We start from the raw sequence: 24160 nt of genomic DNA on the forward strand, positions 1-24160 counted from the left end.
CATGAACACCGGGACGATCCTCGAGGCCGCCGCCGGCGCAGATCCCGCCCGGACCGCGCTGATCGTGCACGGGCGCACCGTCAGTTACGGCGAGCTGGCGACGGCGGTACGGCAGTGCGCGACGAGCCTGGCCGCGCACGGCGTCGCACCCGGAGCGCGCATCGCCGTCGTCGATGACGCCAGCCTGTTGTCCATCGCCGCGTTGCTCGGGGCGGCGCGCATCGGCGCCGCTCCCGCGCTGATGAATCCCGCGCTGACACCGCCGGAGTTGCGGGCGCTGCGCAACAACGCGGGCTGCGCCGATGTGGCTGTCGCGGGGGAGCGGTACGTCGCCCGGGTCCGGGAAGCGGGTGCCCCCACGGTGTTGACGCTCGCCGATCTCGTCGGCGACCGGGAGCCGGCGTCATCCGCCGGCGACACCGTCGATGCGGACGACGACCGGGACGCGTTGATCCTATTCACCAGCGGCACAACGGGACTCCCGAAGGCCGTCGCCATCACCGGCCGCCGGCTCAGCCTGCGCATCACCGGAATGTCGCGGCCATTCCGGGCCGGCGGCAAGCCCTCGGTGAGCATGCTGACCGTGCCGCTGTTCCATGTCGGCGGCGCGCTGGGCCTGCTCGGCAGCTTGTATTCGGGCAACACAGCGGTGGTGCAGTCGCGTTTCGACGCCGGCGAATGGCTGCGCCTGGTGTCGAAGCACCGCGTCAGCACGACGTTCGTGGTGCCGACGATGCTGCAGCGGATCATCGACCATCCCGGCTTCGCCGACACCGATCTGTCGTCGCTGATCGCCATTGCCTACGGGGCGGCGGCCGCACCGCCGAGTCTGGTGCGCAGGGCCATGGCGGCGCTGCCGCACGTGGCGTTGACCAACGTGTTCGGCCAGACCGAAACCCTGGGCGCCTACACGACTTTGCTGCCGGACGATCACCACGACCCGGCTCGCGCCGGTTCGGTGGGCCGGCCGTTACCCGGAGTCGAGGTGCGGGTGGTCGACCCCGACACGGGCGACGACGTCGAACCCGGAGCAATCGGCGAGCTGTGGGTGAACACCACCCAGAACGTCACCGACGGCTGGCTGCGCACCGGTGACCTCGGTCGCCAAGATGCCGACGGTTACCTCTTCCCGAGCGGCCGACTGAAGGACACAATCAATCGCGGGGGTGAGAAATTCGGACCGGTCGAGGTCGAAGAGGCATTGCGTTCACATCCGGCAGTCAGTGATGTCGCGGTCGCCGGGATCGCCGACGACGAGTTGGGCCAACGAGTCGGTGCCGCGGTGGTGGCCTGCGCGCCGGTCACACTGGACGAGTTGCGGGCACACTGTCGCGAGTCGATCGCCCACTTCAAGCTGCCCGAGCGATTGGCGATCGTCGACAACATTCCGTACAGCGCAATCGGCAAGGTCAACCGCGATCAGCTCGCCACGCTGATCGCCGATGGCAGCTAGGAGTCCAAGTGCTGTTTCTGCACGAGACGCACAAGGTGGTGGGTACCCGCCAAGACGAATTCGAGGCCGCCTACCGCGACGGCTGGATGCCCACGCTGGCCAACGACGACGATGCCCGGCTGCTCTGGTACACCAACCACGCGCACGGCAGCGGGCCCTCATACACCGTCGTCACGATCACGGGCATCACCGACGGTGCGGCCTGGGAAAGTCTGGCGCGGCGCGCCCAGCAGGGCGACTTGCGACCGTGGATGCGCGAACTGGACAACCTGCGCCACGAGGTGACGGGCAAGCTCCTGCTGCCCGTGACGTGGTCGCCCCTGCAATCGGTCGACCTGGCGACCGTGCCGACCGATGCCGCAACACACCGGCTGAGCCTGTTCATGGAAGACACCGGCTGGCCCTCGGCGCCACTCGATGACTACATTCGCTCGTGGAACGACATCTACTATCGGCCGCTGTCTGCGGCACCGGCCCGCATGCGGATACTCGACATCCAGGCCTGTTTCCAAGTCGCGCACGGAAGCTATCGGCGGCGAGAAGCCATGCTGTGGCAGAAGATTGACGACTCCAACAACTACGCGGCGCTCGTCCATCTGCTGACCGAGGAGGTGCCGCCGGAGTACCGGGCGCCGGGCAGCTACATGTACGAGGCCCTCAAGTATCGCGATCAGTGGGAGAGCCGGTTGCTGCGGACGTCGGACTGGTCGCCGTTGTACTGAATCTCTTGTGTTATACGGTCTTTCGTCGTGTATCCATCGCACCACTGGTGACCGATTCCAGGAACGGCTCGGCGACCGCCAGGAAGCCAACCGGATCCGACGAGAAGACCACGTGCCCGGTGTCCAGGATCTCGAGGCGAGAACCCGCGATGGCGTCGTGCGTGGCGCGCCCGGCGCGCAGCGGTATCGCGATGTCCTTGCGGCCCCACACGATCAGCGTGGGCGCGGTCAATTCGGCTGCGCGGCTTCGCAAATCATGCTCGGGCGCCGCAAAGCTTCGCCACAGGCCGGTCAGCGTCCGGCCGCCTTCGGCCGTTCTGGCCGCCGCTATCGCGCGGGTGGTGATCGCACGGTCGCTGTCGGACTGGGCCTTCATGTAGCCCCGGATGAACGCCGCCGCGCCGAGACGGACGAACGCCGGCGAGCCGATGAACCGGCAGAAGCCACGCGTCATCGGGCCCAACGGAACGAAGCCGCCGGTGTTGACCAGGATCAGTCCCGCGACGCATTCGGGTCGCGTGATCGCCAACCGTGCGGCCGCAAACCCGCCGACCGAATTCCCAATCAGCACGGCCCCGGTCAGGCCCAAGCCGTCGACGACATCCTCGAGCACGTCGGCGAACAGCGGGGCACTGGACTCGAGGGCGGAGCCGACGGGGTCGGAGTCTCCGTGGCCCGGCCAGTCCACCGCGACGGTGCGGTAACGCCGGGCCAGCGTCTCGCGGATCGGATCGAAGTCGTGGCGGTCGTGCAGTGTGGCGTGCAGCAGTACAACCGTTGGCCCGCTGCCCATTTCGTCATAGGCCACCCGGCCTGCCCGGGTTTGGATTGTCGGCATGCTGGTTCCTCTCGATCGGTTGACCGACTGGTCGGTCAGGGCGTACGGTACCTGGATAGGAACGTCATGACAAGGAGGGCATCGCGATGGGACAAGCCCCGCCTCCCGAGGCGCCGTTTGCCGACAAGATGGCCTACTACCGCACGCAACACACGTCGAAGGGGGTCAAGGCGACCCATCGCTTCGGCGTACCGATCATCGCGGCCGGCCTGCCGCTGATGTTCGCCAGGCCAAAGGTCGGTGCGTCGATGTTCATCGGCGGTTGGGTCGTCCAAATCCTGGGCCATCGCGTGTTCGAGAAGAACCTCCCGTCGACGCACAAGGGATGGATCACGTATCAACTCACCGGCGTCATCGACGTCTGCGAGCAATACGGCGAGATGCTGGCACGGCGCAGCCAGCGCAAGGCGGGACTGCGATGAGATCGCCTGAGCCCGGACGTAATGCGCTGCTGGACGCGGGGCAGCGCCTGTTGGGCACCGCCGACTTGGCCCGGATCTCGGTGAACGCGATCGTCGCCGAGGCCGGCATGGCCAAGGGCAGCTTCTACCAGCACTGGCCCAGCCGCGCCGAATACGTGCGGGCTTTGCACATCCGCTTTCACGACGAGCTGGTGAGGTCGATCGAAACCGCGATGGCCGATCTGCCGCCCGGCCCCGAGCGGCTCGAGGCCGGGATGAACGCCTATCTCGACGGGTGTTTGGCCGAGCCTGCCACCAAGGCATTGCTCGTCCAGTCCCGTACCGAGGCCGGGTTGACCGATTTGGTCGCCGCGCGCAATCACGGCGCGGCCATGCTGATGATGCCCGACCTGGAGGCGCTCGGATGGGCGTCGCCGGCGCCGATCGCGGCCCTGCTCGTTGCGGCGGTCGCCGAAATCGCTCTCGTCGAACTCGACGCCCGGCAGCGTGATGACGAGTTGCGTCGCGGCCTGCTGCGACTCGCGTCTCGTACGCCGGACTAGGTCAGCGACGCCAGCCCGGAGCGAACCACATCCAGACTGGCGGCCACCAGCTCGCCGAGGTCGTCGGTACAGCCGTTGCGGCCCCAATGCTCCACCGCCACAACAAGAGCCGCGGCCAAAGCAGACCCCGCGACCTCCGCGCCCAGCTCGATGTCGGGCGCGTCCGGTTTGCGGCTCTTGATGAAATCGGTCAGCACCGCGGCGAACGAGGATTGCACCACCCGCAAATGGCCGGCAATGCGTTCGGCGCTGATCAACTCGGCGCGGGCAGTCGCGGCCTGCCGGACCACCTCGAGATCGTGCGGAAAGGTCGCGACACTGGCCAGCACCGCGTCGAAGAGCGATTCGGAGGCCGGTCGTTGCGCGAGCGCCTCGGACAGCCATTCCAACTGCGTCTCGTAGTCGCCGAACAGCACCGACTCCTTGGTCGGGAAGTGCCGGAAGAACGTGCGTTCGGTGACGCCGGCTTCTGCCGCCATCTCGGTGACCGTCACGTTCGCAAACCCCTTGCGGGCGAAGCTCTTTAGCGCGGCTTGGCGCAGTGCCTCGTGCGTCGATCGTCGGCGCAGCTCGTGGCGATTCATCGGGACGGCCATGACAGGCCGATCGTATCTCACCACTTGCGTCAGAACTGACATCTTCCCATCATGTCAGTACTGACATAATCTTGTCACGCGAAGACCACCGACTCCCAGGACAGGGCCAGGATTATGAACAAGACGAAATACGACGCGATCGTGGTGGGCGCCGGGCACAACGGGCTGACCGCCGCGGCGATCCTGCAACGCGCCGGCCTGCAAACCGTGTGCCTGGAAGCCAATACCTACGCCGGCGGCATGGCGGCCACGGTCGAATTGATCGACGGCTTCCGCTACGAGATCGCGGGCTCGGTGCAGTTCCCGATGGCCAGCCAACTCACCAAGGACCTCGGCCTCGACACGCTGCCCGCGATCGAGCCCGACGTGATGTCGATCAACATCGGCGAACACGGGGAAGAGCCGATGGTGTTCTATCGCGATCCGATGCAGCTGATGACCCACTTGAGCGAGAAGCACGGCATCGAGGCCGTCATGGGTATGGCGGAGCTGATCGGCTGGAGCCAGGCGCCCGCGCGGGCACTCGGCCGCTTCGACGTGTGCCAGCCACCCAAGACGATCGACGAAATGTACGCCTGCGCAACCAATGACGCCGAACGCCGCGCGATTCACGAAATGTTGTTCGGTTCGGCAATGGACGTGATCAACCGCTACCTGCCCGACAAGGACAAGCACGCGGTGATGCGGGGGATGCTGGCGTTCCTGGCCGTCAACTCCACCTACCGTGGCCCCTACACACCCGGCAGTGCCGCATGTCTGGCGTTCGCAGTAGCCGTGCCCCAGAACGACGGGGCCAGCACGGCAATGATGACCAAACTCAAGGGCGGCATCGGCGCACTCACCGAACACCTGCGGGAGCTGTTCATCGCCCATGGCGGCGAGATCCGGTTCCGCACCAAGGTCGAGGAGATCCTGGTCGAGAACGGGAAGACGTCCGGAGTGCGTCTGCGGGACGGATCGACGATCTCGGCGCCGATCGTGGTCTCCAATCTCTCGCCCGACGTCACCCTCACCGAACTCATCGCACCCGAACACGTTCCCGCGGAACTGGTATCTCGTGTCTCCGGCCGCGACCACCGGGCCTCCTTCGTCCAGATTCATTTCGCGCTGGACGGGCTGCCGGAGTTCGCACCACCGTATGAATTCCTCAACGACGAGGGCATGCAACAGTCGGTCGGGATCTTCGGCTCGCCCGAAGAACAGCAGCGACAATGGGAGATCTGCCGGCAGGGCCTCGTTCCGGACAACCCGTCGATGGGCATGCAGATCCCGTCGGTGCACGATCCCGCGATGGCGCCGCCCGGCAAGCACGCGGCAAGCGCATTCGCCTACGCCTTCCCGGTCGAAGTCGACCGCGACCAGCACGGCCACCTGAAAAACGATATGGCACAGCGTGTTATCGACAAGATCACCAAGTTCGCGCCGAACTTCAAGGACATCATGATCCGGCACATCACGTTCGCGCCCTACCACATGAACACGATGTTCGGCGCACCCGCCGGCGACTTCTGCCACGGCCTGTTGCACCCGGATTTGATGGGGCCCAACCGCCCGGGCCCGAAGGGCTTCCTCGACATGCCGATTCCGATCGATGGCCTTTACCTAGGCAGCGCGGGATGCCATGGCGGGCCGGGCATTACGTTCACGCCCGGCTACAACGCGGCGTATCAGATTCTGCAGGACCGGTAGCCGGTCAGCCGCCGAACGTCCCGATCAGCTGCGCCTGCGCGGTAGCCGCACCGGCGATGGCCTGCGCGGCGCGCACGCCCGCCAGGCCGCCGGGCAGTTGATAGTCGTTGGGGAGCTGATAGAGCGTAAACCGATAGTGGTGAGTGCCGGTGCCCGCCGGCGGGCAGGGCCCGTGGTATGCGGACTGGCCCGACGTATTCGGCAGGGTGGTCCCACCGCCGGGCGTCTGGCCGTCGGCGCTGCTGCCGGAGCCGAACGGGATGCCGGTCACGATCCAATGGACGTAGGTCCCGTTGACGGCATCGGGATCGTCGACGACGAGGGCCGCCCCCAGCGGCGCCGACCAGGTCAACGGCGGCGCGACGTCGGCTCCTTTGCAGGTGTACTGCACCGGTATCGGCGCACCGTTGGCAAACGCCGGGCTGCTGATCGTCAGCGGCGCGGCGTGCGCGACGCCGGTGCCGGCCACCACCAGTCCCGCCAGAACCGTGCCAATGCGCCGAGCCACCGTGAATCCCATACCCACCAGTGTCGCCAACCGCGGCCAAAGAAGATAGCGCGGCGCCGCGGCCGCCCAAACGGACGGACTCAGGGAACCAGCACGACCTTGCCGATGTTCTCTCGCGCCGCCAGGATCCGGTGCGCTTCGGGGGCCTGCGCAAACGGCACCGCGGCGTGAACGATCGGGACGGCGATCCCGTCGTCCAGCGCCTGTTTCAGCGGCGTGATCCACGGCTCGAGGGAGCCGCGGTCATCCCATAACCGCAGCATGTTCAGCCCGATGACCGTCTTCGACTCGGAGAGCTGATCCATCAGATTGAAACCGCGCAGCATCGACAGCGCGTGCGGAGCAGCGGTGCGCAGCGAGCGCTTCTCGCCCTGCTGCATGGCCGAAACACCATAGCCGACAAGCCTTCCGCCGGGGCGCAGCAATCGATACGACCGCCGCAGTGACGTTCCGCCCAGGGCGTCGAGGATCACGTCATAGGGGCCGACGTCCTTCCACCAGCCGTCGCGGCGGTAGTCGATCGCGCGGTCGACACCGAACTCGGCGAGCCTGTCATGTTTGGCCGGCGATGCGGTGCCGTGCACCTCGGCACCGGCGGCCTTGGCGAACTGGATGGCCGCGGTCCCAACGCCTCCGGCCGCGGCGTGAATCAGCACCCGCTCACCACGGCGCAGTGAACCGTAGCCGTGCAGCGCCGCCCAGGCGGTCGCGTAGTTCACCGGGACGGCCGCACCCTGTTCGAAGCTCAGTGCGTCCGGAAGTACGACCGAATCTGCGGCAGCAACGTTGACGGTCTCGGCATAGCCGCCGAATCGTGTTCCGGCCAAGATGCGTTCGCCGACGCGGGTGGGGTCGACGCCGTCGCCGACGGCCGCGACGGTGCCGGCGACCTCGTAACCGACGATCGCCGGAAGTTTCGGCGCATCGGGATACAGCCCGACGCGGGCCAGGTGATCGGCGAAGTTCACCCCCGCGGCGCGAACGGCGACCTGTAGCTGGCCCGGGCCCGGCGCGGGCGGGTCCGGGCGCTGCTGCACCTGCAGGACCGAGGGATCCCCGTGCTTGGTGATTACGACTGCGCGCATCCCGCTCCTTCCGCTACGCCCGGCCGACGACGTCGCGCCACCCGGGACCCGCCCGTCGAACGCCGCCATTCTCGTATCGCTCAGGTCAAAGCGGCTGTGCCCCACCAACACTCGAGTTGAGATGCTCGGCGACGGCGGGGCGACTGAGCTCGAACCGGTCGCTGAGTTGCCCGGCGGAAAGTTGCTGGCGCGTCAAAATCTGCCACCGCTCTCGTCGCACCGGATTCGCCAGGACGAGAAAAAGCGATCCGAAGTCGCCACGCTCCGGCACTATATGTCGGAAATTCCCGACACGCCAACGACCCGCGTTATCGCAGATAACGCTAAGTTGCTCACTATGCGATTCGCCTGGGAACGATTGACCCCGAGCGTGTATCGCTGCCGGGTTCCGTTCTGCGACGTCACCGTCGGCTTGATCCGCGGACGCGACGGGGCTTTACTCGTCGACACCGCCACCACGCTGACCGAGGCGGGCGCGATCGAGGAGGACGTTCGACAGCTCACCACTTGCTCCGTCACCCATATTGTGTTGACGCACAAGCACTTCGACCATGTGCTGGGTTCCTCGTTTTTCACCGACGCCGAGATCCACTGCGCACCCGAGGTTGCCGATTACCTGACAACGGCTCACGACCAGATTCGCGCCGACGCGCTCGGTTATGGCGCGGACGCCGCCGAAATCGACCGGGCAATCGCCGCGCTCCGCCCGCCGCGGCGCGGGCTTTACGACGCCGTCATCGACCTCGGTGACCGCGACGTGCGGGTCACCCACCCGGGTCGCGGCCACACCACGTCGGACTTGATCGTCGTGGTGCCCGGGTTGGACGATCACGACCGTCACGTGGTGTTCGCCGGCGACCTCGTCGAAGAGTCCGCGGACCCGGCCATCGATGCCGACTCCGATGTGGCGGCCTGGCCCGCGACTCTCGATCGGGTGCGAGCGATCGGAGGGCACGACGCGATTTACGTGCCGGGCCACGGGAAGATCGTCGACGCGGATTTCATTCGCCGCCAGCGGGCCTGGTTACAACAGCGTTCGAGCTAGGCGGTCGCGACGGTGCAGGCGGCGATCAGCGCGCCCGGATCGGTCACGCTGAGCACCAACGAGCGCAGCACCACCGACCTCAGCGGAACCTTCGCCGTTACCGGCGGCTCCATCGTCAAGGCCACCAGCCCTTTGCCCGAACCGTTGACCAGCCAGCGACCATTCGAATAGTGCACGCCCGCGGTGAACGTGCGCTCGTAGGATGCCTCCGCGCCAGCGATCGACGCGATCGGGATATGGGCATCGAACGCCCATCCCATCTTCACGTGGAGCGTTCCGTCAACGACGCGCACCTCGCTGGTTTTGGGCCCGAGTCCCAACGGCGTGGACAACAGCGCATACCAACGCTCGTACCGCAATTCCGTGTGCACCGGACCGACCTTACTCGCAGTTTGCTGGCGGGGGTGGAATTCTTTTCATCTACCCGTCTACGCAATTTGCTGCCTTGGTCCCCAGCCGGCTGTGCGCGGCGCCGCCACCGCGCGAGCGCTACCGAAATTCATTGCACCACAATGATTTCAGCACACGCCGCGGCGACGCCCGGTTGAGGCGCCCAAAGTACGCCGTGTGGCAACGGGTTTGGCCCGGCTCGGCACTCGGCCAAGTAACGATGATTGAAATCCCGGGTCCGGGGATAGACTCACGATCAGCGGAATCGTGCCGGAAGGGGAGCATAAGGCCATGGCCATCATCGACGCGGACACCGAGGTCCCCGCACCGTTCGACGAAGACGTCGCCGCCGCGCAGCGCTACTTCGACGATCCACGCTTTGCCGGAAAGATTCGCCTGTACACGGCCCGCCAGGTAGTAGAGCAGCGCGGCACGATACCGACCGACTACACCGTGGCTCGCGAAGCCGCGACGGCCTTCTACCCTCGCCTGCGCGAACTGTTCGCGGCGAAGAAGAGCATCACCACCTTCGGCCCGTACTCACCGGGGCAGGCCGTGAGCATGAAACGAATGGGCATCGAGGGCATCTACCTCGGCGGCTGGGCAACCTCGGCGAAGGGGTCCACCACCGAAGACCCCGGGCCCGACCTGGCCAGCTATCCGCTGAGCCAGGTGCCCGAGGACGCCGCCGTGCTGGTGCGCGCGCTGCTGACCGCGGACCGCAACCAGCAGTACCAGCGGCTACACATGAGCGAGCAGCAACGCGCGACGGCCAAGGAGTACGACTACCGGCCGTTCATCATCGCCGACGCCGACACCGGCCACGGCGGTGACCCGCACGTCCGCAACCTGGTGCGCCGCTTCGTGGAAGCCGGCGTGCCCGGCTACCACATCGAAGACCAGCGTCCCGGGACCAAGAAGTGCGGCCATCAGGGCGGCAAGGTTCTGGTCCCGTCCGACGAACAGATCAAGCGCCTCAACGCCGCCCGCTTCCAGCTCGACATCATGCGGGTGCCGGGCATCATCGTCGCGCGTACCGACGCCGAGGCGGCGAACCTGATCGACAGCAACTCCGATGAGCGCGACCAAGCGTTCCTGCTCGGGGCGACCAACTTGGACATTCCGTCCTACAAGGCCTGTTTCCTGGCGCTGATGCGGCGCTTCTACGAGCTGGGCGTCAAGGAGCTGAACGGTCACCTTCTCTACGCACTCGCCGACGGCGAGTACGGCATCGCCAACGCCTGGCTCGAGCGGCAGGGGATCCTGGGCCTGGTCTCCGACGCGGTCAACCAATGGCGGCAGAACGGACAAGACTCGATCGACGACCTGTTCGACCAGGTCGAGTCGCGGTTCGTGGCCGCCTGGGAAGACGATGCCGGTCTGATGACCTACGCCGACGCGGTGGCGGAGGTGCTGGCGTTCGGCGAAAGCGAACACGACGAACCGGCAACGATGAGCCCCGACGAGTGGCGCAAGTTCGCCGCGCGGACGTCGCATTACGCGGCGCGCGAGAAGGCCCGGGAGCTGGGTGCCACGCCGGACTGGAGCCCCGAGCTGGCCAGGACGCCCGAGGGCTACTACCAAGTGCGCGGCGGGATTCCGTACGCGATCGCCAAATCGCTGGCGGCGGCACCGTTCGCCGACATCCTCTGGATGGAGACCAAGACCGCGGACCTGGCCGACGCCAAGCAGTTCGCCGACGCGATCCACGCCGAGTTCCCCGACCAGATGCTGGCCTACAACCTGTCGCCGTCCTTCAACTGGGACACCACCGGCATGACGGACGAGGAGATGAAGCGTTTCCCCGAGGAGCTCGGCAAGATGGGCTTCGTCTTCAACTTCATCACCTACGGCGGGCACCAGATCGACGGTGTCGCCGCCGAGGAGTTCGCCGCCAACCTGCGCCAGGATGGGATGCTGGCGCTGGCCCGGCTGCAGCGCAAGATGCGCCTGGTCGAGTCGCCGTACCGGACACCGCAGACCCTGGTCGGCGGGCCGCGTAGCGATGCCGCGCTGGCCGCGTCGTCGGGCCGCACCGCGACGACCAAGGCGATGGGCAAGGGCTCGACGCAGCACCAGCATCTGGTGCAGACCGAGGTGCCGAAGAAGCTGCTGGAGGAGTGGCTGGCGCTGTGGAGCGAGCACTACCAGCTGGGCGAGAAACTTCGGGTCACGCTGCGGCCTCGCCGCGCCGGTTCGGACGTGCTGGAGCTCGCGATCAGAGGCGAGGGCGACGAGCAGCTGGCCAACGTCGTCGTCGACCCGATCAAGGACCGGCACGGCCGCAGCATCCTGCAGGTGCGTGACCAGAACACCTTCAGCGAGAAGCTGCGCCAGAAGCGGCTGATGACGCTGATCCACCTCTGGCTGGTGCACCGCTTCAAGGCCGACGCGGTCTACTACGTCACGCCCACCGAGGACAACCTGTATCAGACCGAGAAGATGAAGTCCCACGGGATCTTCAGCGAGGTCTACCCCGAGGTCGGGGAGATCATCGTCGCCGAGGTGAACAAGCCGCGCATCGCCGATCTGCTCAAGGCCGACCGGGTGGCGCTGCGGAAGCTGATCACCAAGGAAGACTAGCCATCACCGCCTAGCCGCGGGGTCCCCCGTGCGCCGTCCGCTGCTGGGTACGCGCGTCCTGTCACGCCGATTGGCGCCCCTGCCTGCCCAAAGCGTGAAAGCGATCACATCACTACTTTCGCTTCCAGCAATAGTTGCATAGGTGTATATTGTTTATTTAACAGACGTGCAGCAGAGCTAGCAGAACGGCGAAAGGACACTTCGATGAAGTCTTCAACCAAGATGACCATCACCACCTTCGGTGCAGCGGGCGCACTCGCCCTCGTCGTCGGAGTCGGCGGCGTCGGGCCCAGCCCGGTCACTCCCGCGCCCGCCCCGGCGACCCACTCGTCGTCGAGCGTCACGCCGGCGAGTCAAAACGTGGCAGTCGCCCCCGGCAGCGTGCACAAGGCCGTCCTCGTCGCCTGTATCTCGGGCCTCAACTGCGGGTAAGCGCCCAACCCGCACCCGAACCACGGTGGCCCATCTCGTCTACGAGATGGGCCACCGTCATGTCCGCCCCACATTGGTGGGGTTTGCGAGAGACACCAGCGGGTAAGAACGAAAGAGTTCGCTGAGTGTCGGGAGGGGAGTCTGATGAGAGCGCAAGCTCGGACGGCAGTTGCGGTTTTCGGCGGGGCGGCCATGCTCGCTTTGACGGTCGGCTGCGGCGGCGGCGGCAACAAAGCGCCTAGCAGCACCACAACCACGACGACCACAAACACCTCGACGTCCAGCGTCGCGCCGTCGACGGCTCCCGGCACGGGCAGCCCGACGGGCAGCGGCGGCCCGGGCGGCGGAGGCGGCACCGTCCCCGGCGGCCCGACCGGCGGTGGTGGACCGGGCGGCGGAGGCGGCAGCATTCCCGGCGGTCCCACCGGTGGCGGCGGGCCCGGCGGCGGTAGCGGCAGTATCCCCGGCGTCGGTGGTGGCGGCGGCGGACCCGGCGGCGGCGGTGGCTGCGTCGGCAACATCTGCGGCGGCAACTGACCGCGCTCGCGCACCCTAAAACTTGCTCGCGGTAGCCGAGGGGGCCATGTCGACCTGGCCCCCTCGGCTGAGCATGTTCACAACCGCGGCGATTGAGACAATCCGCGTCGTCGGGCCGGTTGATCTGTGCTGAGGCCCGCCAGCCTGAGTTATGGTTCTCCGCAACGCGACTGCAAGGAGACCTTCAATGGCGAAGCTCAGGTTCGGATATTTCATCGCGCCGTTCCACCGCGCCGGCACCAACCCGACGCTGGCCCTGCAGCGGGATCTCGAGTTCGTCCAACACCTCGATGCCCTGGGCTTCGACGAAGCGTGGGTCGGCGAGCATCACTCGGCCGGCAGCGAACTCATCGCCTCGCCGGAGATCTTCATCGCCGCCGCGGCGGAGCGGACCAAGCGGATCAAGCTCTGCACCGGGGTCATCTCGCTCTCGTATCACAATCCGCTGTGGGTCGCCGACCGGCTGATGATGCTGGACCACCTCACCCACGGCCGGGTGATAGGCGGGGTGGGTCCCGGCTCACTGCCCAGCGACTCGTCGATGATCGGCCTGACCCCGACCGACACCCGGGAGCTGCTGGACACCAACCTCGACATCGTCGTGCGGCTGCTGCGCGGAGAAACGGTGAGCGCCAAGACCCCGACGCACGAACTCCACAATGCCAAGCTGCAACTCGCCCCGTACTCCGACGGCGGGGTTCCGTTGGCGGTGGCCGCGGTCGCGTCCCCGACCGGTGCGCGGCTGGCCGGCAGGCACGGCATCGGCCTGCTCTCGATCGGCGCGACCCTGACGATCGAGGGGTTCAACGCGCTGCGGTACCACTGGGACATCGTCGAAGAGCGGGCCGCGACGTTCGGCACCACGGTCGACCGCAGGAACTGGAGCCTGGTCTCGCTGTTCCACATCGCCGAGACGGAGAAGCAGGCCCGCGAAGACGTGAAATTCGGGCTGGAGCCGTGGTTTCGCTACTTCCAGAAGGTGGCCGCGTTCCCGCAGATGACGATGCCGGGTGAGCAGATCGACGAGATGATCGACGTCATCAACGGCAACGGTGCCGGGGTGATCGGCACACCCGAGCAGGCGCGCGCGCAGGTGCAGCGGATGTGGGACCAATCCGGCGGGTTCGGCTGCGTGCTGCAGATGGGCCACGAGTGGGCCAACCCGGCGGCCACCAAGCGGTCCGCCGAGTTGTTCGCCGCCGAGGTGATGCCGCACTTCCAGGGTCAGGCGCAGCCCACGCTGGATGCCGCCGCGCGCGCCAGCGAAGCGCGCGAAGGGCTGGCGGAGTCACAGAACCAGGCCGTCGAGCACATGACCAAGAAGTACCAGGACGAGCTCAACGCCAAGTAGTCCCGCCCAGTCCGAACCACCGTGTGAGCACGCGGCGAAGTTCGTCGACATCCGGCGATGCCGCCGAGGATGCCCACGCCACATAACCGTCGGGGCGCACCAGCAGCGCGGTGGCCGGCACCTGGCGGTCCGGCTGTCCGCCGGCGACGGTGAGCCGCTCGGCGGCATCGGTAACCGCGGCAGCCAGGCAGCCGGAATCGGTGAGATCGACAAGTAGCGGTCGTCCGGTGCGGGCCAGCTCCGCCACCCGTCTCGTCGCGCCGTCGTTCGTCACACCGAAGTCGGGCACCCAGTACCCGGTCAGCGGATGCGCGTCGAGGTCTGTGCCGTAACGGTTTTCGGCCCCGGATATCAGGTCGCTGAGACGCCGGGCGATCCCGGAATCGGTGAGCAGCTCGGAGAAGAGCTGCCGCAGCGCGGTGACCTCGGGCCCGGGGCGCACCAGGGCCAGCTGCGCCCGGCTGTGCATGATGACCCGCTCAGCGGCCGGCCGGCGCTCCGCCTCATAGGTGGCGAGCAATTCGGGCTCGACGCGTCCGCGCAACACCGCGGCGAGCTTCCAGCCGAGGTTCACCGCATCCTGTAGCCCCAGGTTGAGTCCCGGCCCACCCATCGGGGAGTGGACGTGCGCGGCATCGCCGACCAGGATCACCCGTCCCGTCTGATACCGCGATGCGATCCGCGAATTGATCCCGCAGAATCTGCGCAGATCCAGCGGTGCGTCGGGCGACACCGGTCGCAGCGGCACGTCGGCACCTAGCACCCGCTTGGCGCTGGCCTCCAGTTCGGCCAGGCTCATCGGCGGTTGGTCGTCGGCATCGTCCAGGGGTTCCTCGCGGGCCGCTCCATCGAGCTCGAAGACGATCATCGCCGCCCGGCCACCGAGCGCGCCGTAGGCGAACACGCCCTGATCGGTCCGATGGAACTGCAGGGGCGGCACCCGGCCGAACCCGGGGATGTCCAGTCCGCCGCTGACCGGGTCGATCCAGTCCGCGGGCGGGAGCACGTCGAAGCCCATCCGGGCGACCAGGTCATACGACGACATGCCGGGGAACTCGATACCGGCCAGCTTGCGGGTCATGCTGGTGCCGCCGTCGGCCCCGATCAGGTACTCGGCCCGCAGTCGATAGTTGCCGGCCGGCCCGGCGACATCGATCGTGAGCCCGTCGGCGTCCTGATCGAACCCGGTGAGCGCGTGGCCCCAGCGAATGTCGGCGCCGAGCTCGACGGCCCGATCGGCGAGCGTCTGAACCAGCCGGGGCTGCTGGACGGGCAGCAAGTACACCTGCGAGTCGATCATCGACGTCAGGTCCAACGGGAAGGCCGCAAACATCGGGCGCGGGTTGAGCCGGGGCGGCTCCGTGGTTCCCGACAGCGTGCCGTACAAACCGCGATGGTCCAGGATCCGAACCCCTTGGCCGATAACGCCGTTGGCTCGCCGCATGGGATTGGGCCCGGGCATCGGGTCTAGCACCACCGGCCGGATCCCGTTCAATCCGAGCTCGCTGGCCAGCATCAGCCCGTTGGGACCGCCACCGGCGATGACGACGTCAATCACTTAGGCCAGCTTAGTAGTTGGGGAGTGGGCCGACAAACGCCGACTCAACTGACAGCGGCCGTTTTCATGTTGCGGCGCTAGCCGCTTATCAGGCGCGGCAGGTCGATGGCTCCTAGCGGGTGCCGCCCGATTCGCGGTCGGCCGCCTTCACCAACCGATCCGCGAGAAGCTTGACCGCACCGCCCAGCGCTGCGCGCGTCGCCGGGCCGGTTCCGCGAACTCGCTCGACGAACGAACCCGACCACCGGATGTCGGTGCCGCCGGCCGCGTTCGGCGTCAAGACCACCTCGCCGAGGTAATCCTTGGCGGGGGACGGCCCGACCAGCTTGTAGACCTGTCGGCGATCCTGCTCGTACTCGACGATCTCCTCCTGGGCCAGCATCGGGGGCATCCCGATCTTGCGGATCGCGCCGACACCGCCCGGCGCCGGGTCGCCGTGCCGCGCCCAGCTCGAGTGCACAACCATGGGCTTGGCCCAGCTCGACCAACTCGCACCATCGGCCAGCAGCCGGAACACCGTGGCGGCAGGCGCGCTACTGGTCCGGTTGATCTCGAACGAAAACTTGCGACCCGACATAGCCGCGTACCCTACCGCCTCGAGCAATGGACTCGGGCCGATGGACGAGGCGGGTAAATCCGGCCCACGATGGGCACCCCGCGTGCATACTCACCCTGTGGGGGTCCGGGTGGTTATCGCGGACCGAGGCCCGATTCCGGGCGGAAATTCCGAAGCGTGACGAAAAATATTGGTGGACAGATGATTTCAAGCCTGCCTTCTGACGTCGACGGGCATGCCGCGATACTGCGTCGGCGCGCGCGAGTATCGCTGGCGGTGTGCGCGGTCGTCGTATCGCTCTGCGGGTGTGGCAGGCCACCCGGTACTCCCGCGGCCAACTCCACCCCGACCGGTAGCGCCGTCGTCACGACCAACGACAACTCACTGATCAAGGCCAACAGCCAGCGGGTGCTCGAAGACGCGGTCAACGCTTCGACGCCCGGCTGCTCGGCCGCGGTGGGTTCCAAGGGAACCGTCGTCTGGACTGGAGTGCGTGGCATCGCTGACACGGCGACCGGCGACAAGATCACCCCCGACACGGTGTTCGATGTCGGCTCGGTGTCCAAGCAGTTCACCGCCACCGCGATCCTGTTGCTCGCCGACGCAGGAAAGCTGACGCTGGACGACTCGCTCGCAAAACACCTGCCGGAATTCCCCAACTGGGCCGGCACCGTCACGATCGCCCAGTTGATCCACCAAACCAGCGGCATCCCCGAATACGAAGGGCTGCTGGTGAAGCAGGGGTTCGCGGTCAGTGACCGCACCACGCAGGAACAGGCGTTGCAGGCGGTGGCCGCGGTGGGGCAGCTGAACTTCAAGCCGGGCAGCCAATTTCGCTACTCCGACTCCAACTATCTGCTGCTCGGCGAGATCGTGCACCGGGTGTCGGGGCAGCCGCTGCCGCAGTTCCTCAGCGCAGAAATCTTTGGCCCGCTGGGTCTGGGGATGGTGCTGGACCCGGTCGGCGAGGTTCCGCACAAGGCCGTCTCGTACGCGGGCGGCAGCGAAGGGTACCGGATGACCACCTCGGCGTGGGAGCAGGTCGGCGACGGCGCGGTCCAGGCCTCGCCCAGCCAGCTGGTTCGGTGGGGCGACAATTACCGAACCGGCCGCGTGGGCGGGCCCAAACTGCTCGAGGAGCAACTGGCGGGGGCGGTGGAAATCGGCCCCGGCGTCCCGGTGCGCTACGGCGCCGGCATCTACATCAAGGCTGACGGCACGCTCGACCACGACGGCGCCTCGCCCGGCTTCGTGACGGCATTCCGCGTCAGCAAGGACCGGCTGACGTCGATCGCGGTCAGCTGCAACACCGACGACCAGATTCCAGAAGCCCTGGCCGACTCGATAGCGAAGCTCTGGATGTAGCTGATAGCGCCTGGAGCCGCCATCATTCACGGTATGGCGAAACTGCCGGTTCTCCTTCTCGCGATCGTGTTGTTGCTCGGCGCCTGCGATCAGCAGGCTGCGCCGAAGACCACCTCCGCCGGTCCGGTCAACATTGACGCCGCCAAGGCGGGCAGCCAGAAAGTGCTGGATGACGCCATCGACGAAGGGGCTCCGGGCTGCTCGGCCGCGGTGGGCGTCAAGGGCACGGTCACCTGGACAGGGGTGCGCGGCCTGGCCGATCTGACCACCGACGCCCCGCTCACCTCGGACACGGTCTTCGACATCGCGTCGGTGTCCAAGCAGTTCACCGCCACCGCGCTGCTGTTGCTGGTCGATGCCGGCAAGCTGACGCTCAACGACCCCCTGTCCCAGCATCTGGCCGAACTGCCGGCGTGGGCCGGCAGCGTCAACGTTGGACAACTCATGCACCAGACCAGCGGCATCCCCGACTACGTGGAACTGCTCGAGGCGCAGGGGTTTGCCTTCGGCGACCGCACCACCCAGGAGCAAGCGGTGCGAGCCGTGGCCGCCATGCCGAAGCTGACGTTTCCGCCCGGCTCCCAGTTCGAATACTCGAACTCCAATTACCTGCTGCTCGGCGAGATCGTCCGCCGGGTTTCGGCACAACCGTTGCCGCAGTTTCTTGCCGAGCAGATCTTCCATCCGCTCGGCCTGGCCATGGTGGTGGATCCGACCGGACCGATTCCCGGCAAGGCCATCAACTATGAAGCGGACAGCGACGACTACCACGCCACCACGACCGGCTGGGAGCAGGTCGGTGACGGCGGCATCCAGACCACGCCCACGCAACTGGTCCGTTGGGCCGACAATTATCGAACCGGCCGGGTGGGCGGCGCCAGCTTGCTCGACGCCCAGTTGCGCGGGGCGGTGCCCACCGATCCGGGCGGCGGCGACAAGTACGGCGCGGGAATCTTTTTGCTGGCCAACGGAACCCTCGACCACGACGGCGAATGGGGCGGATTCGTCTCGGCGTTTCGGGTGAGCAAGGACCGGACGACGTCCGTCGCGATCAGCTGCAACACCGACGAGCAAGACCCGGAAGCCTTGGCCGGTTCGATCGCAAAGCTCTGGATGTAGTGCTCCGCCACCGCTTTTGGTGAGAATCAGGCGATGGCCGTGGCGCCGGTAACGGTGCGACCGTCCTCCAGCTCGATGGTGGTCACGGCCATCGGCGCGGTCAGGGCCGCGGCGAAGCGGCCAAGGCCCGCTTCGGAGATCCGGAACAATTCGCCCCGGCGGCCGTCGGTCGTCCAGATCTGCTCGGCAAACCGGGCGCCGAGTTGCTCGACCTGCCAGTGCAGCGGCTGACCCCGGAGGTGGGCGCCGAATACCGCCAGCTCGACACCGGTTCGGGCCAACAGTCCCGACGCGGTGCCGATCAACCGCGCACCGATGTCGGCGGCGATTTGGTCGTGGAAGGCGGGAACCACGATCGTCACTGAAAACGGAGTGCCCGCCGCCGTCGGCGCGACCGGCACGGTGACCGCGGCCATGTCGAGCAGATTGCAGAAATTGGTGTAAGTGCCCATGCGACGGCTGATCCCGACGGGGTCGGCGCCCACCTCGCTCAGCGTGGGATGTTCGGTGGTGGTGGGCAGCAGCAATGCGTCGAAACCGTCGAGCAGCCCAGCGGCCTGCGCCCGCGCGCGTGCCAACGCGTCCAGGTCGGCGGCGAAGGCGGGACCGGTGACCTCGCGCGCCGCGGTAATGATCCACGCGACAACGGGATCCGCGCTCGCCGGTGCGGTGTCGAGAAATTCGCCGACGGCCGCGTATCGCTCGGCAACGATCGCGCCGTCGTAGAGCAGCAGCGCAGCGTCCAACAGGGCGGAGATGTCGATCGCCTCGACGTGCAGGCCGGCGGCCACCGCGGCGCGCACGGACTGCTCGAATGCGTCGCGATAGGCAGGGGTGAGTGCGGCGAGATTCGCGGCTTCCGGGATCGCCAGCCGTGCCACACCGGGGGCGGCGAGGCGAACGTCGGCGGGCCAGGGGCGGCTGCGGGGGTCGCGTGGATCCGGTCCGGCCATCACGGCGACCGCGGTGGCGGCCAGGGTGAGGTCGGCTGCCAGCACACCGACGGCGTCATAGCTGGCGCAGGCCGGGACGACGCCGTGGGTGGGGATGAGGCCGAGGGTGGGCTTGATTCCGACCAGACCGTTGAGTGCGGCGGGCACCCGAACCGATCCGGCGGTGTCGGTGCCGATGCCGATGTCGACGATGCCCAGCGCCACGGCGACCGCGGAACCGGAACTCGACCCTCCCGAGACCAAGTCCGGGCAACGCGAATTACGCACGGCGCCATAGGGACTACGGGTACCGGCCAATCCGCACCCGAACTGGTCGAGGTTTGTCTTGCCGAGCACGACGGCCCCGGCGTCGCGGAGTCGGTCGACGGCGACCGCGGTGGCTGCCGGCCGGTAGGCGAACTCGCGGCATCCCGCGGTGGTCGGCAGCCGTGCCACGTCGATGTTGTCCTTGACCGCGACCACCCGCCCCGCCAGGGGCAAGCGCTCTCCCGCGGCGAGGCGTTCTTCGACGGCCGCGGCGTCGGCGAGCACATCGGCCTGTTCTCTCAGCGTGATCCAGACCTCGGGCCGGTCCGCCTCTGTGATGGTGCGGTACGCGGCCGTCACCCGCGCGCTGGGCGCTGACGACGTCACAACACGTGCGGCGCGATGAGGACCGCGGCCCCGGACACCGCGAAACCGATCAGGAACGCAATGACCGTAAAGCCCATCACCTGGCGCACATTGAGCTTCGCGATCGCGAGCACGGGCAACAGCCAGAACGGCTGAATCATGTTCGCGACACCCTCTCCGACCGCCACCGACATCGAGATCAGTCCAAGGTATGCCGCCGAGTGCTGGCCGATGGCCAGCGCCGAGCCGACCGCGATCGGCCCCTGGACCGCCCAGTGCCCGCCGCCGGACGGGACGAATAGTGAAATGATCACGGAGCCAACGAATGTCAGGAATGGCAGCGTGTATTGATCCGCGCCGCGCACCAGGGCCTCGGCGAGCACCGTCTGCAGCGCGCGGCCCGATCCCGGCGGCAGATACCCCAGCAGGCCGGCGATCCCGCCGTACAGCGGATATTGCAGCAGCAATGGGCCGGACACCTTCGCCGCGCCGGAAAACGCGCGAATAAAGCGAATCGGCGTGCCGTGCAGCAGCGCACTGGTGACGGTGAACAACATGATCATCGACGCGATGTTCAGCGCGAAGCCGCTCAGCACGAAATACGTTATGCCCGCGGCGAATACCAGTACGTTGAGAATCCAGAGGTTCTCCAGCCGCTCGGCGAACGTCCGCGGGCCCTGCGGCGGATCCGGTGCGGGCTCTTCGTCGAAGACCGCGGGATCGGGTTCGAGGCTTTCACTCGGCTCCATCCGCCAGATCGTGACGGCGACCAGTGCGACCATCGCGATGACGGCGAGCCAGCTGTAGGGCTGGAAGATCGTCAACTTCAACGGCACGATCATCCCGGTCATCTTGTGAATCACGTTGATGGGGCTGGTCGTATCGGTGTTGGCCAGCGCGATCGACGACGACAAGCCCTGCGTCCACACCAGATAGCCCATAAACCCGGTCGCGATCAAATAGCCGAAATGCACATGGGGAAGCCGCTTTGCGACCTGACGCGCCACCAGCGCACCGGCCACCAGGCCCAGTCCCCAATTCAGCAACGAGAAGACGCTGCTGACGCCGAAACACAACAACGCTCCCTGCACCTGGGTGGTCGGCTTACTCGCGAGACGAACGATGGCCCTTTTCACGATTGGCGCCTCGGCCAGCGTGTAGCCGGTGACCAATATCAGCACCATCTGGAACGCGAAGGTGAAGATGTTCTGCGCTCCCCATACCCCGCCGTACCACGCTTTGAGAACCCCGGTGGGCGTAGCACCCCGGACGAGTAACGCAACGAGCGCGACCACGATCAGAGTCAAAATGATCGCGAACAAATACGGGTCCGGCATCAACCGTTCGACGTACCGAACGCAGAGCATGGTGAGTCGCTGCATGAGGCCGCGACGTCCGACATGTTCCTCTTTGGTGGTCGTCATTGGCCCCCTTCACCGTGCTGCCGTGCCCGCGTTGTGCTCTCGTTGAAGAAACGCTCAGGTAACTCTAGATTGGTTGCCGCCGGGTGGCCTTAAATGAACTCGTAGACAAAGACAACGACGATTGCCACCGCCAGCAGAATCAGGCTCACGACGATGGCGCCGCGCACCGCGCGGGACTGGCGGCCGAACCACTGCCGCAGTTGAGAAAAGCGCCAGTCGGTCCACGCGTAGGCGCGCGCGGCCCACAGCGCTTCGACCGCCAGCAAGCGGAAGGCCACCAGCAGCGCGGGGATCCCGACTTCGGGAAGCAGCACGATCAGCGGTATGGAGGCGACGAGCAACACCCCGCCCAGGACGGCCAGGCCGACCCGAACCGGCATCGACCTGGCCCGCCCGCGAGTGCGGTAGGCGAGCACTCGGGCCAGTGCGTCGGCGCGGGTCCCGGGCTGCTGATCGGCAGAGTCCACGGTCGCTCCTCATGACCCCCGCGGCGGTATCGACTCGGACTCTAGCCGACGGCTGAATCCCGAGGGCGGTATCGCCGCGCACCTAGACTGCGGATATGGACGACGGTCCCCGACAGCATTCGGTGGCTCCAAGAGGCCTGCTACGAATAGAGGATTGCCTGGACGCCGACGGCGAGATCTCGTTGCCGCCGGGCACCACACTGATTTCGCTGATCGAGCGCAACATCAACAGCGTCGGCGATTCCATCGCCTACCGCTATCTGGACTACGCCCGCTCGGAAGGACACGCCCTCGAAATCACCTGGGCCCAATTGGGTGTCCGCCTCCAGGCCATCGCCGCGCGCGTCCAGCAGTTCGCGGGCGACGGCGACCGGGTGGCGGTACTCGCGCCGCAGAGCATCGACTACGTCGCCGGCTTCTACGCCGCGATCAAGGCGGGAACCATCGCGGTGCCGTTGTTCGCCCCCGAGTTGCCGGGCCATGCCGAACGGCTGGAGACGGCGCTTCGCGATTCCGAGCCGACCGTGGTGTTGACGACGGCCGCGGCGAAAGACGCGGTCGACGAGTTCCTGATCCGGTGCGGGCAGCTGCGCAAGCCGGACGTCGTCGTCATCGATCAGATCCCCGATTCGGCGGGGGAGTCGTTCGTCCCGGTGACGCTGGACATCGACCGGGTGTCGCACTTGCAGTACACCTCGGGGTCGACCCGGCCGCCGGTCGGCGTGGAGATCACCCACCGCGCGGTGGGCACCAACCTGACGCAGATGATCCTGTCGATCGATCTGCTGAACCGCAACACCCACGGCGTGAGTTGGCTGCCGCTGTATCACGACATGGGGCTGTCGATGATCGGCTTCCCCGCGGTGTACGGCGGCCATTCCACGCTGATGTCGCCCACCGCGTTCGTGCGCCGGCCGCAGCGATGGATTCAGGCCCTGGCGGCGGGGTCGAGGGCAGGCAACGTCGTCACCGCCGCACCCAACTTCGCCTACGAGTGGGCGGCCCAGCGCGGCCTGCCGGCGGCCGGAGACGACATCGACCTGAGCAACGTCGTGTTGATCATCGGCTCCGAGCCGGTCAGCATCGAGGCGATCGCGACGTTCAACAAGGCGTTCGCGCCCTATGGGTTGCCGCGCACGGCATTCAAGCCCTCGTACGGCATCGCGGAAGCGACGCTGCTGATCTCCACGATCGAACCAACCGCCGAGGCCAAGGTTGCCTACCTCGACCGCGACCAGCTGGGCGCGGGTCGCGCGGTACGGGTGGGTGCGGATGCTCCCAATGCGGTGGCACACGTATCGTGCGGGCGGCCCGCCCGCAGCCTGCGGGCGGTGATCGTCGACCCCGACACCGCCGCCGAGCTGCCCGACGGCATGGTCGGCGAAGTGTGGTTGCAGGGCGACAACGTCGGCCGGGGCTATTGGCGGCGCCCCGAGGAAACCGAGCGGGCATTCCACGCGCACCTGCAAGCGCGGCTGGCCCGGGGCAGCCACGCCGAAGGCTCGGCCGCCGACAGCTGCTGGCTGCGGACCGGCGACTTGGCGATGTATCTGGACGGCGAGCTGTACGTCGCCGGCCGCGTCGCGGATCTGGTGATCGTCGACGGCCGCAACCACTTTCCGCAGGACATCGAGGCCACCGCCGCCGAGGCGTCGCCGATGGTCCGGCGCGGCTACGTGACGGCCTTCGCGGTGCCGGACGGCGGCGGCGTGGTGATCATGGCCGAGCGCGCGGCGGGCACCGGCCGCGATGATCCGCGGCCGGCGATCGAGGCGATCAAGACCGCGGTGTCGCACCGCCACGGCCTGACCGTTTCCGACGTGCGCTTGCTGCCGGCCGGCGCCATTCCCCGCACCACCAGTGGAAAGCTGGCGCGGCTGGCCTGCCGCGCTCAGTACCTCAACGAGCATTAG

The 24160-nt window shown here is 67.2% G+C and carries 23 protein-coding genes; 13 read left to right on the plus strand and 10 right to left on the minus strand.

Annotated features, from left to right (window positions below):
• The first annotated feature begins 1 nt into the window (after window position 1).
• On the plus strand, window positions 2–1453 hold the full coding sequence (locus BN973_RS15950; RefSeq protein ID WP_036469290.1) for a class I adenylate-forming enzyme family protein: 1452 nt from the start codon (window positions 2–4) through the stop codon (window positions 1451–1453).
• An 8-nt stretch (window positions 1454–1461) separates the two neighbouring features.
• Window positions 1462–2175: a hypothetical protein gene (locus BN973_RS15955; RefSeq protein WP_036469292.1), complete on the plus strand. Its 714-nt coding sequence runs from the start codon at window positions 1462–1464 to the stop codon at window positions 2173–2175.
• Between the two features lie 10 nt (window positions 2176–2185).
• Here the strand turns inward: BN973_RS15955 and BN973_RS15960 are convergent, their stop codons facing one another.
• On the minus strand, window positions 2186–3013 hold the full coding sequence (locus tag BN973_RS15960; RefSeq protein WP_036469295.1) for an alpha/beta fold hydrolase: 828 nt from the start codon (window positions 3011–3013) through the stop codon (window positions 2186–2188).
• Between the two features lie 86 nt (window positions 3014–3099).
• Between BN973_RS15960 and BN973_RS15965 the strand changes: the two genes are divergently transcribed.
• Window positions 3100–3435: a DUF962 domain-containing protein gene (locus tag BN973_RS15965; RefSeq protein ID WP_051641286.1), complete on the plus strand. Its 336-nt coding sequence runs from the start codon at window positions 3100–3102 to the stop codon at window positions 3433–3435.
• The gene (locus BN973_RS15970; RefSeq protein WP_036469297.1) at window positions 3432–3977 is read left to right on the plus strand and encodes a TetR/AcrR family transcriptional regulator; all 546 of its coding nucleotides are present in this window, start codon (window positions 3432–3434) and stop codon (window positions 3975–3977) included. The genes BN973_RS15965 and BN973_RS15970 overlap by 4 nt, the downstream gene beginning before the upstream one ends.
• On the opposite strand, the gene BN973_RS15975 is transcribed toward BN973_RS15970, so the two are convergent.
• Window positions 3974–4573 (minus strand): TetR/AcrR family transcriptional regulator, encoded by a 600-nt coding sequence (locus tag BN973_RS15975; protein ID WP_036469298.1) that lies wholly within the window; start codon window positions 4571–4573, stop codon window positions 3974–3976. The two genes, BN973_RS15970 and BN973_RS15975, sit on opposite strands and share 4 nt — an antisense overlap.
• A 114-nt stretch (window positions 4574–4687) precedes the next feature.
• Between BN973_RS15975 and BN973_RS15980 the strand changes: the two genes are divergently transcribed.
• Window positions 4688–6262 (plus strand): phytoene desaturase family protein, encoded by a 1575-nt coding sequence (locus BN973_RS15980; protein WP_036469300.1) that lies wholly within the window; start codon window positions 4688–4690, stop codon window positions 6260–6262.
• Between the two features lie 4 nt (window positions 6263–6266).
• Here BN973_RS15980 and BN973_RS15985 read toward each other — a convergent pair whose 3' ends face one another.
• Both BN973_RS15985 and BN973_RS15990 read right to left on the minus strand, forming a co-directional pair.
• Window positions 6267–6782, minus strand: a complete 516-nt coding sequence (locus BN973_RS15985) for a YbhB/YbcL family Raf kinase inhibitor-like protein (RefSeq protein ID WP_036469302.1) — start codon at window positions 6780–6782, stop codon at window positions 6267–6269.
• 68 nt (window positions 6783–6850) lie between these two features.
• Window positions 6851–7855, minus strand: coding sequence for a synaptic vesicle VAT-1 family membrane protein (locus tag BN973_RS15990; protein ID WP_036469304.1), 1005 nt, complete (start codon window positions 7853–7855; stop codon window positions 6851–6853).
• A 337-nt stretch (window positions 7856–8192) separates the two neighbouring features.
• On the opposite strand from BN973_RS15990, the gene BN973_RS15995 reads away from it, so the two are divergent.
• Window positions 8193–8900 (plus strand): MBL fold metallo-hydrolase, encoded by a 708-nt coding sequence (locus BN973_RS15995; RefSeq protein ID WP_036472516.1) that lies wholly within the window; start codon window positions 8193–8195, stop codon window positions 8898–8900.
• On the opposite strand, the gene BN973_RS16000 is transcribed toward BN973_RS15995, so the two are convergent.
• Window positions 8897–9271 carry a hypothetical protein gene (locus tag BN973_RS16000; protein ID WP_036469307.1) on the minus strand — a complete coding sequence of 125 codons (375 nt, stop codon included), beginning with the start codon at window positions 9269–9271 and terminating at the stop codon, window positions 8897–8899. The genes BN973_RS15995 and BN973_RS16000 overlap by 4 nt on opposite strands.
• A gap of 310 nt (window positions 9272–9581) precedes the next feature.
• Here BN973_RS16000 and aceA point away from each other — a divergent pair, with 310 nt between their 5' ends.
• The 4 genes from aceA to BN973_RS16020 all read left to right on the plus strand — a co-directional run bounded on the left by aceA (window position 9582) and on the right by BN973_RS16020 (window position 14193).
• Window positions 9582–11873 carry an isocitrate lyase ICL2 gene (aceA, locus tag BN973_RS16005; RefSeq protein WP_036469309.1) on the plus strand — a complete coding sequence of 764 codons (2292 nt, stop codon included), beginning with the start codon at window positions 9582–9584 and terminating at the stop codon, window positions 11871–11873.
• A gap of 204 nt (window positions 11874–12077) precedes the next feature.
• Window positions 12078–12305 carry a hypothetical protein gene (locus BN973_RS31065; protein WP_156959178.1) on the plus strand — a complete coding sequence of 76 codons (228 nt, stop codon included), beginning with the start codon at window positions 12078–12080 and terminating at the stop codon, window positions 12303–12305.
• Window positions 12306–12449: 144 nt separating this feature from the next.
• Window positions 12450–12842, plus strand: coding sequence for a hypothetical protein (locus BN973_RS31070; RefSeq protein WP_036469315.1), 393 nt, complete (start codon window positions 12450–12452; stop codon window positions 12840–12842).
• A gap of 187 nt (window positions 12843–13029) precedes the next feature.
• The gene (locus BN973_RS16020) at window positions 13030–14193 is read left to right on the plus strand and encodes an LLM class flavin-dependent oxidoreductase (protein WP_036469317.1); all 1164 of its coding nucleotides are present in this window, start codon (window positions 13030–13032) and stop codon (window positions 14191–14193) included.
• Here BN973_RS16020 and BN973_RS16025 read toward each other — a convergent pair.
• Entirely contained in the window at window positions 14180–15751 is a 1572-nt protein-coding gene (locus tag BN973_RS16025; RefSeq protein WP_036469318.1) for an FAD-dependent monooxygenase, read from the minus strand. The two genes, BN973_RS16020 and BN973_RS16025, sit on opposite strands and share 14 nt — an antisense overlap.
• A 112-nt stretch (window positions 15752–15863) precedes the next feature.
• On the minus strand, window positions 15864–16328 hold the full coding sequence (locus BN973_RS16030; protein WP_036469319.1) for an SRPBCC family protein: 465 nt from the start codon (window positions 16326–16328) through the stop codon (window positions 15864–15866).
• 180 nt (window positions 16329–16508) lie between these two features.
• On the opposite strand from BN973_RS16030, the gene BN973_RS16035 reads away from it, so the two are divergent.
• Together BN973_RS16035 and BN973_RS16040 are read left to right on the plus strand one after the other, a co-directional pair.
• Window positions 16509–17672, plus strand: coding sequence for a serine hydrolase domain-containing protein (locus BN973_RS16035; RefSeq protein WP_084163416.1), 1164 nt, complete (start codon window positions 16509–16511; stop codon window positions 17670–17672).
• 33 nt (window positions 17673–17705) lie between these two features.
• On the plus strand, window positions 17706–18791 hold the full coding sequence (locus BN973_RS16040; protein ID WP_036469320.1) for a serine hydrolase domain-containing protein: 1086 nt from the start codon (window positions 17706–17708) through the stop codon (window positions 18789–18791).
• 26 nt (window positions 18792–18817) lie between these two features.
• On the opposite strand, the gene BN973_RS16045 is transcribed toward BN973_RS16040, so the two are convergent.
• The 3 genes from BN973_RS16045 to BN973_RS16055 all read right to left on the minus strand — a co-directional run bounded on the left by BN973_RS16045 (window position 18818) and on the right by BN973_RS16055 (window position 22247).
• Entirely contained in the window at window positions 18818–20377 is a 1560-nt protein-coding gene (locus BN973_RS16045; RefSeq protein WP_084163417.1) for an allophanate hydrolase, read from the minus strand.
• Window positions 20374–21780, minus strand: a complete 1407-nt coding sequence (locus tag BN973_RS16050) for a TIGR00366 family protein (protein WP_036469321.1) — start codon at window positions 21778–21780, stop codon at window positions 20374–20376. Before BN973_RS16050 ends, BN973_RS16045 begins: the two co-directional genes overlap by 4 nt.
• An 89-nt stretch (window positions 21781–21869) precedes the next feature.
• Entirely contained in the window at window positions 21870–22247 is a 378-nt protein-coding gene (locus tag BN973_RS16055) for a hypothetical protein (RefSeq protein WP_036469322.1), read from the minus strand.
• A 95-nt stretch (window positions 22248–22342) separates the two neighbouring features.
• Here BN973_RS16055 and BN973_RS16060 point away from each other — a divergent pair, with 95 nt between their 5' ends.
• On the plus strand, window positions 22343–24160 hold the full coding sequence (locus BN973_RS16060) for a fatty acyl-AMP ligase (RefSeq protein WP_036469324.1): 1818 nt from the start codon (window positions 22343–22345) through the stop codon (window positions 24158–24160).

Source organism: Mycobacterium triplex, assembly GCF_000689255.1.
GTDB lineage: Bacteria > Actinomycetota > Actinomycetes > Mycobacteriales > Mycobacteriaceae > Mycobacterium > Mycobacterium triplex.

What these genes read in the sequence shown, in the direction of transcription:
- BN973_RS15950 (WP_036469290.1), top strand. Translation starts at nt 2, where the DNA reads ATGAACACCGGGACGATCCTCGAGGCCGCCGCCGGCGCAGATCCCGCC.
- BN973_RS15960 (WP_036469295.1), bottom strand. Translation starts at nt 3,013, where the DNA reads ATGCCGACAATCCAAACCCGGGCAGGCCGGGTGGCCTATGACGAAATG.
- BN973_RS15965 (WP_051641286.1), top strand. Translation starts at nt 3,100, where the DNA reads ATGGGACAAGCCCCGCCTCCCGAGGCGCCGTTTGCCGACAAGATGGCC.
- BN973_RS15970 (WP_036469297.1), top strand. Translation starts at nt 3,432, where the DNA reads ATGAGATCGCCTGAGCCCGGACGTAATGCGCTGCTGGACGCGGGGCAG.
- BN973_RS15975 (WP_036469298.1), bottom strand. Translation starts at nt 4,573, where the DNA reads ATGGCCGTCCCGATGAATCGCCACGAGCTGCGCCGACGATCGACGCAC.
- BN973_RS15980 (WP_036469300.1), top strand. Translation starts at nt 4,688, where the DNA reads ATGAACAAGACGAAATACGACGCGATCGTGGTGGGCGCCGGGCACAAC.
- BN973_RS15985 (WP_036469302.1), bottom strand. Translation starts at nt 6,782, where the DNA reads ATGGGATTCACGGTGGCTCGGCGCATTGGCACGGTTCTGGCGGGACTG.
- BN973_RS15990 (WP_036469304.1), bottom strand. Translation starts at nt 7,855, where the DNA reads ATGCGCGCAGTCGTAATCACCAAGCACGGGGATCCCTCGGTCCTGCAG.
- BN973_RS15995 (WP_036472516.1), top strand. Translation starts at nt 8,193, where the DNA reads ATGCGATTCGCCTGGGAACGATTGACCCCGAGCGTGTATCGCTGCCGG.
- aceA (WP_036469309.1), top strand. Translation starts at nt 9,582, where the DNA reads ATGGCCATCATCGACGCGGACACCGAGGTCCCCGCACCGTTCGACGAA.
- BN973_RS31065 (WP_156959178.1), top strand. Translation starts at nt 12,078, where the DNA reads ATGAAGTCTTCAACCAAGATGACCATCACCACCTTCGGTGCAGCGGGC.
- BN973_RS31070 (WP_036469315.1), top strand. Translation starts at nt 12,450, where the DNA reads ATGAGAGCGCAAGCTCGGACGGCAGTTGCGGTTTTCGGCGGGGCGGCC.
- BN973_RS16020 (WP_036469317.1), top strand. Translation starts at nt 13,030, where the DNA reads ATGGCGAAGCTCAGGTTCGGATATTTCATCGCGCCGTTCCACCGCGCC.
- BN973_RS16030 (WP_036469319.1), bottom strand. Translation starts at nt 16,328, where the DNA reads ATGTCGGGTCGCAAGTTTTCGTTCGAGATCAACCGGACCAGTAGCGCG.
- BN973_RS16035 (WP_084163416.1), top strand. Translation starts at nt 16,509, where the DNA reads ATGATTTCAAGCCTGCCTTCTGACGTCGACGGGCATGCCGCGATACTG.
- BN973_RS16040 (WP_036469320.1), top strand. Translation starts at nt 17,706, where the DNA reads ATGGCGAAACTGCCGGTTCTCCTTCTCGCGATCGTGTTGTTGCTCGGC.
- BN973_RS16050 (WP_036469321.1), bottom strand. Translation starts at nt 21,780, where the DNA reads ATGACGACCACCAAAGAGGAACATGTCGGACGTCGCGGCCTCATGCAG.
- BN973_RS16060 (WP_036469324.1), top strand. Translation starts at nt 22,343, where the DNA reads ATGGACGACGGTCCCCGACAGCATTCGGTGGCTCCAAGAGGCCTGCTA.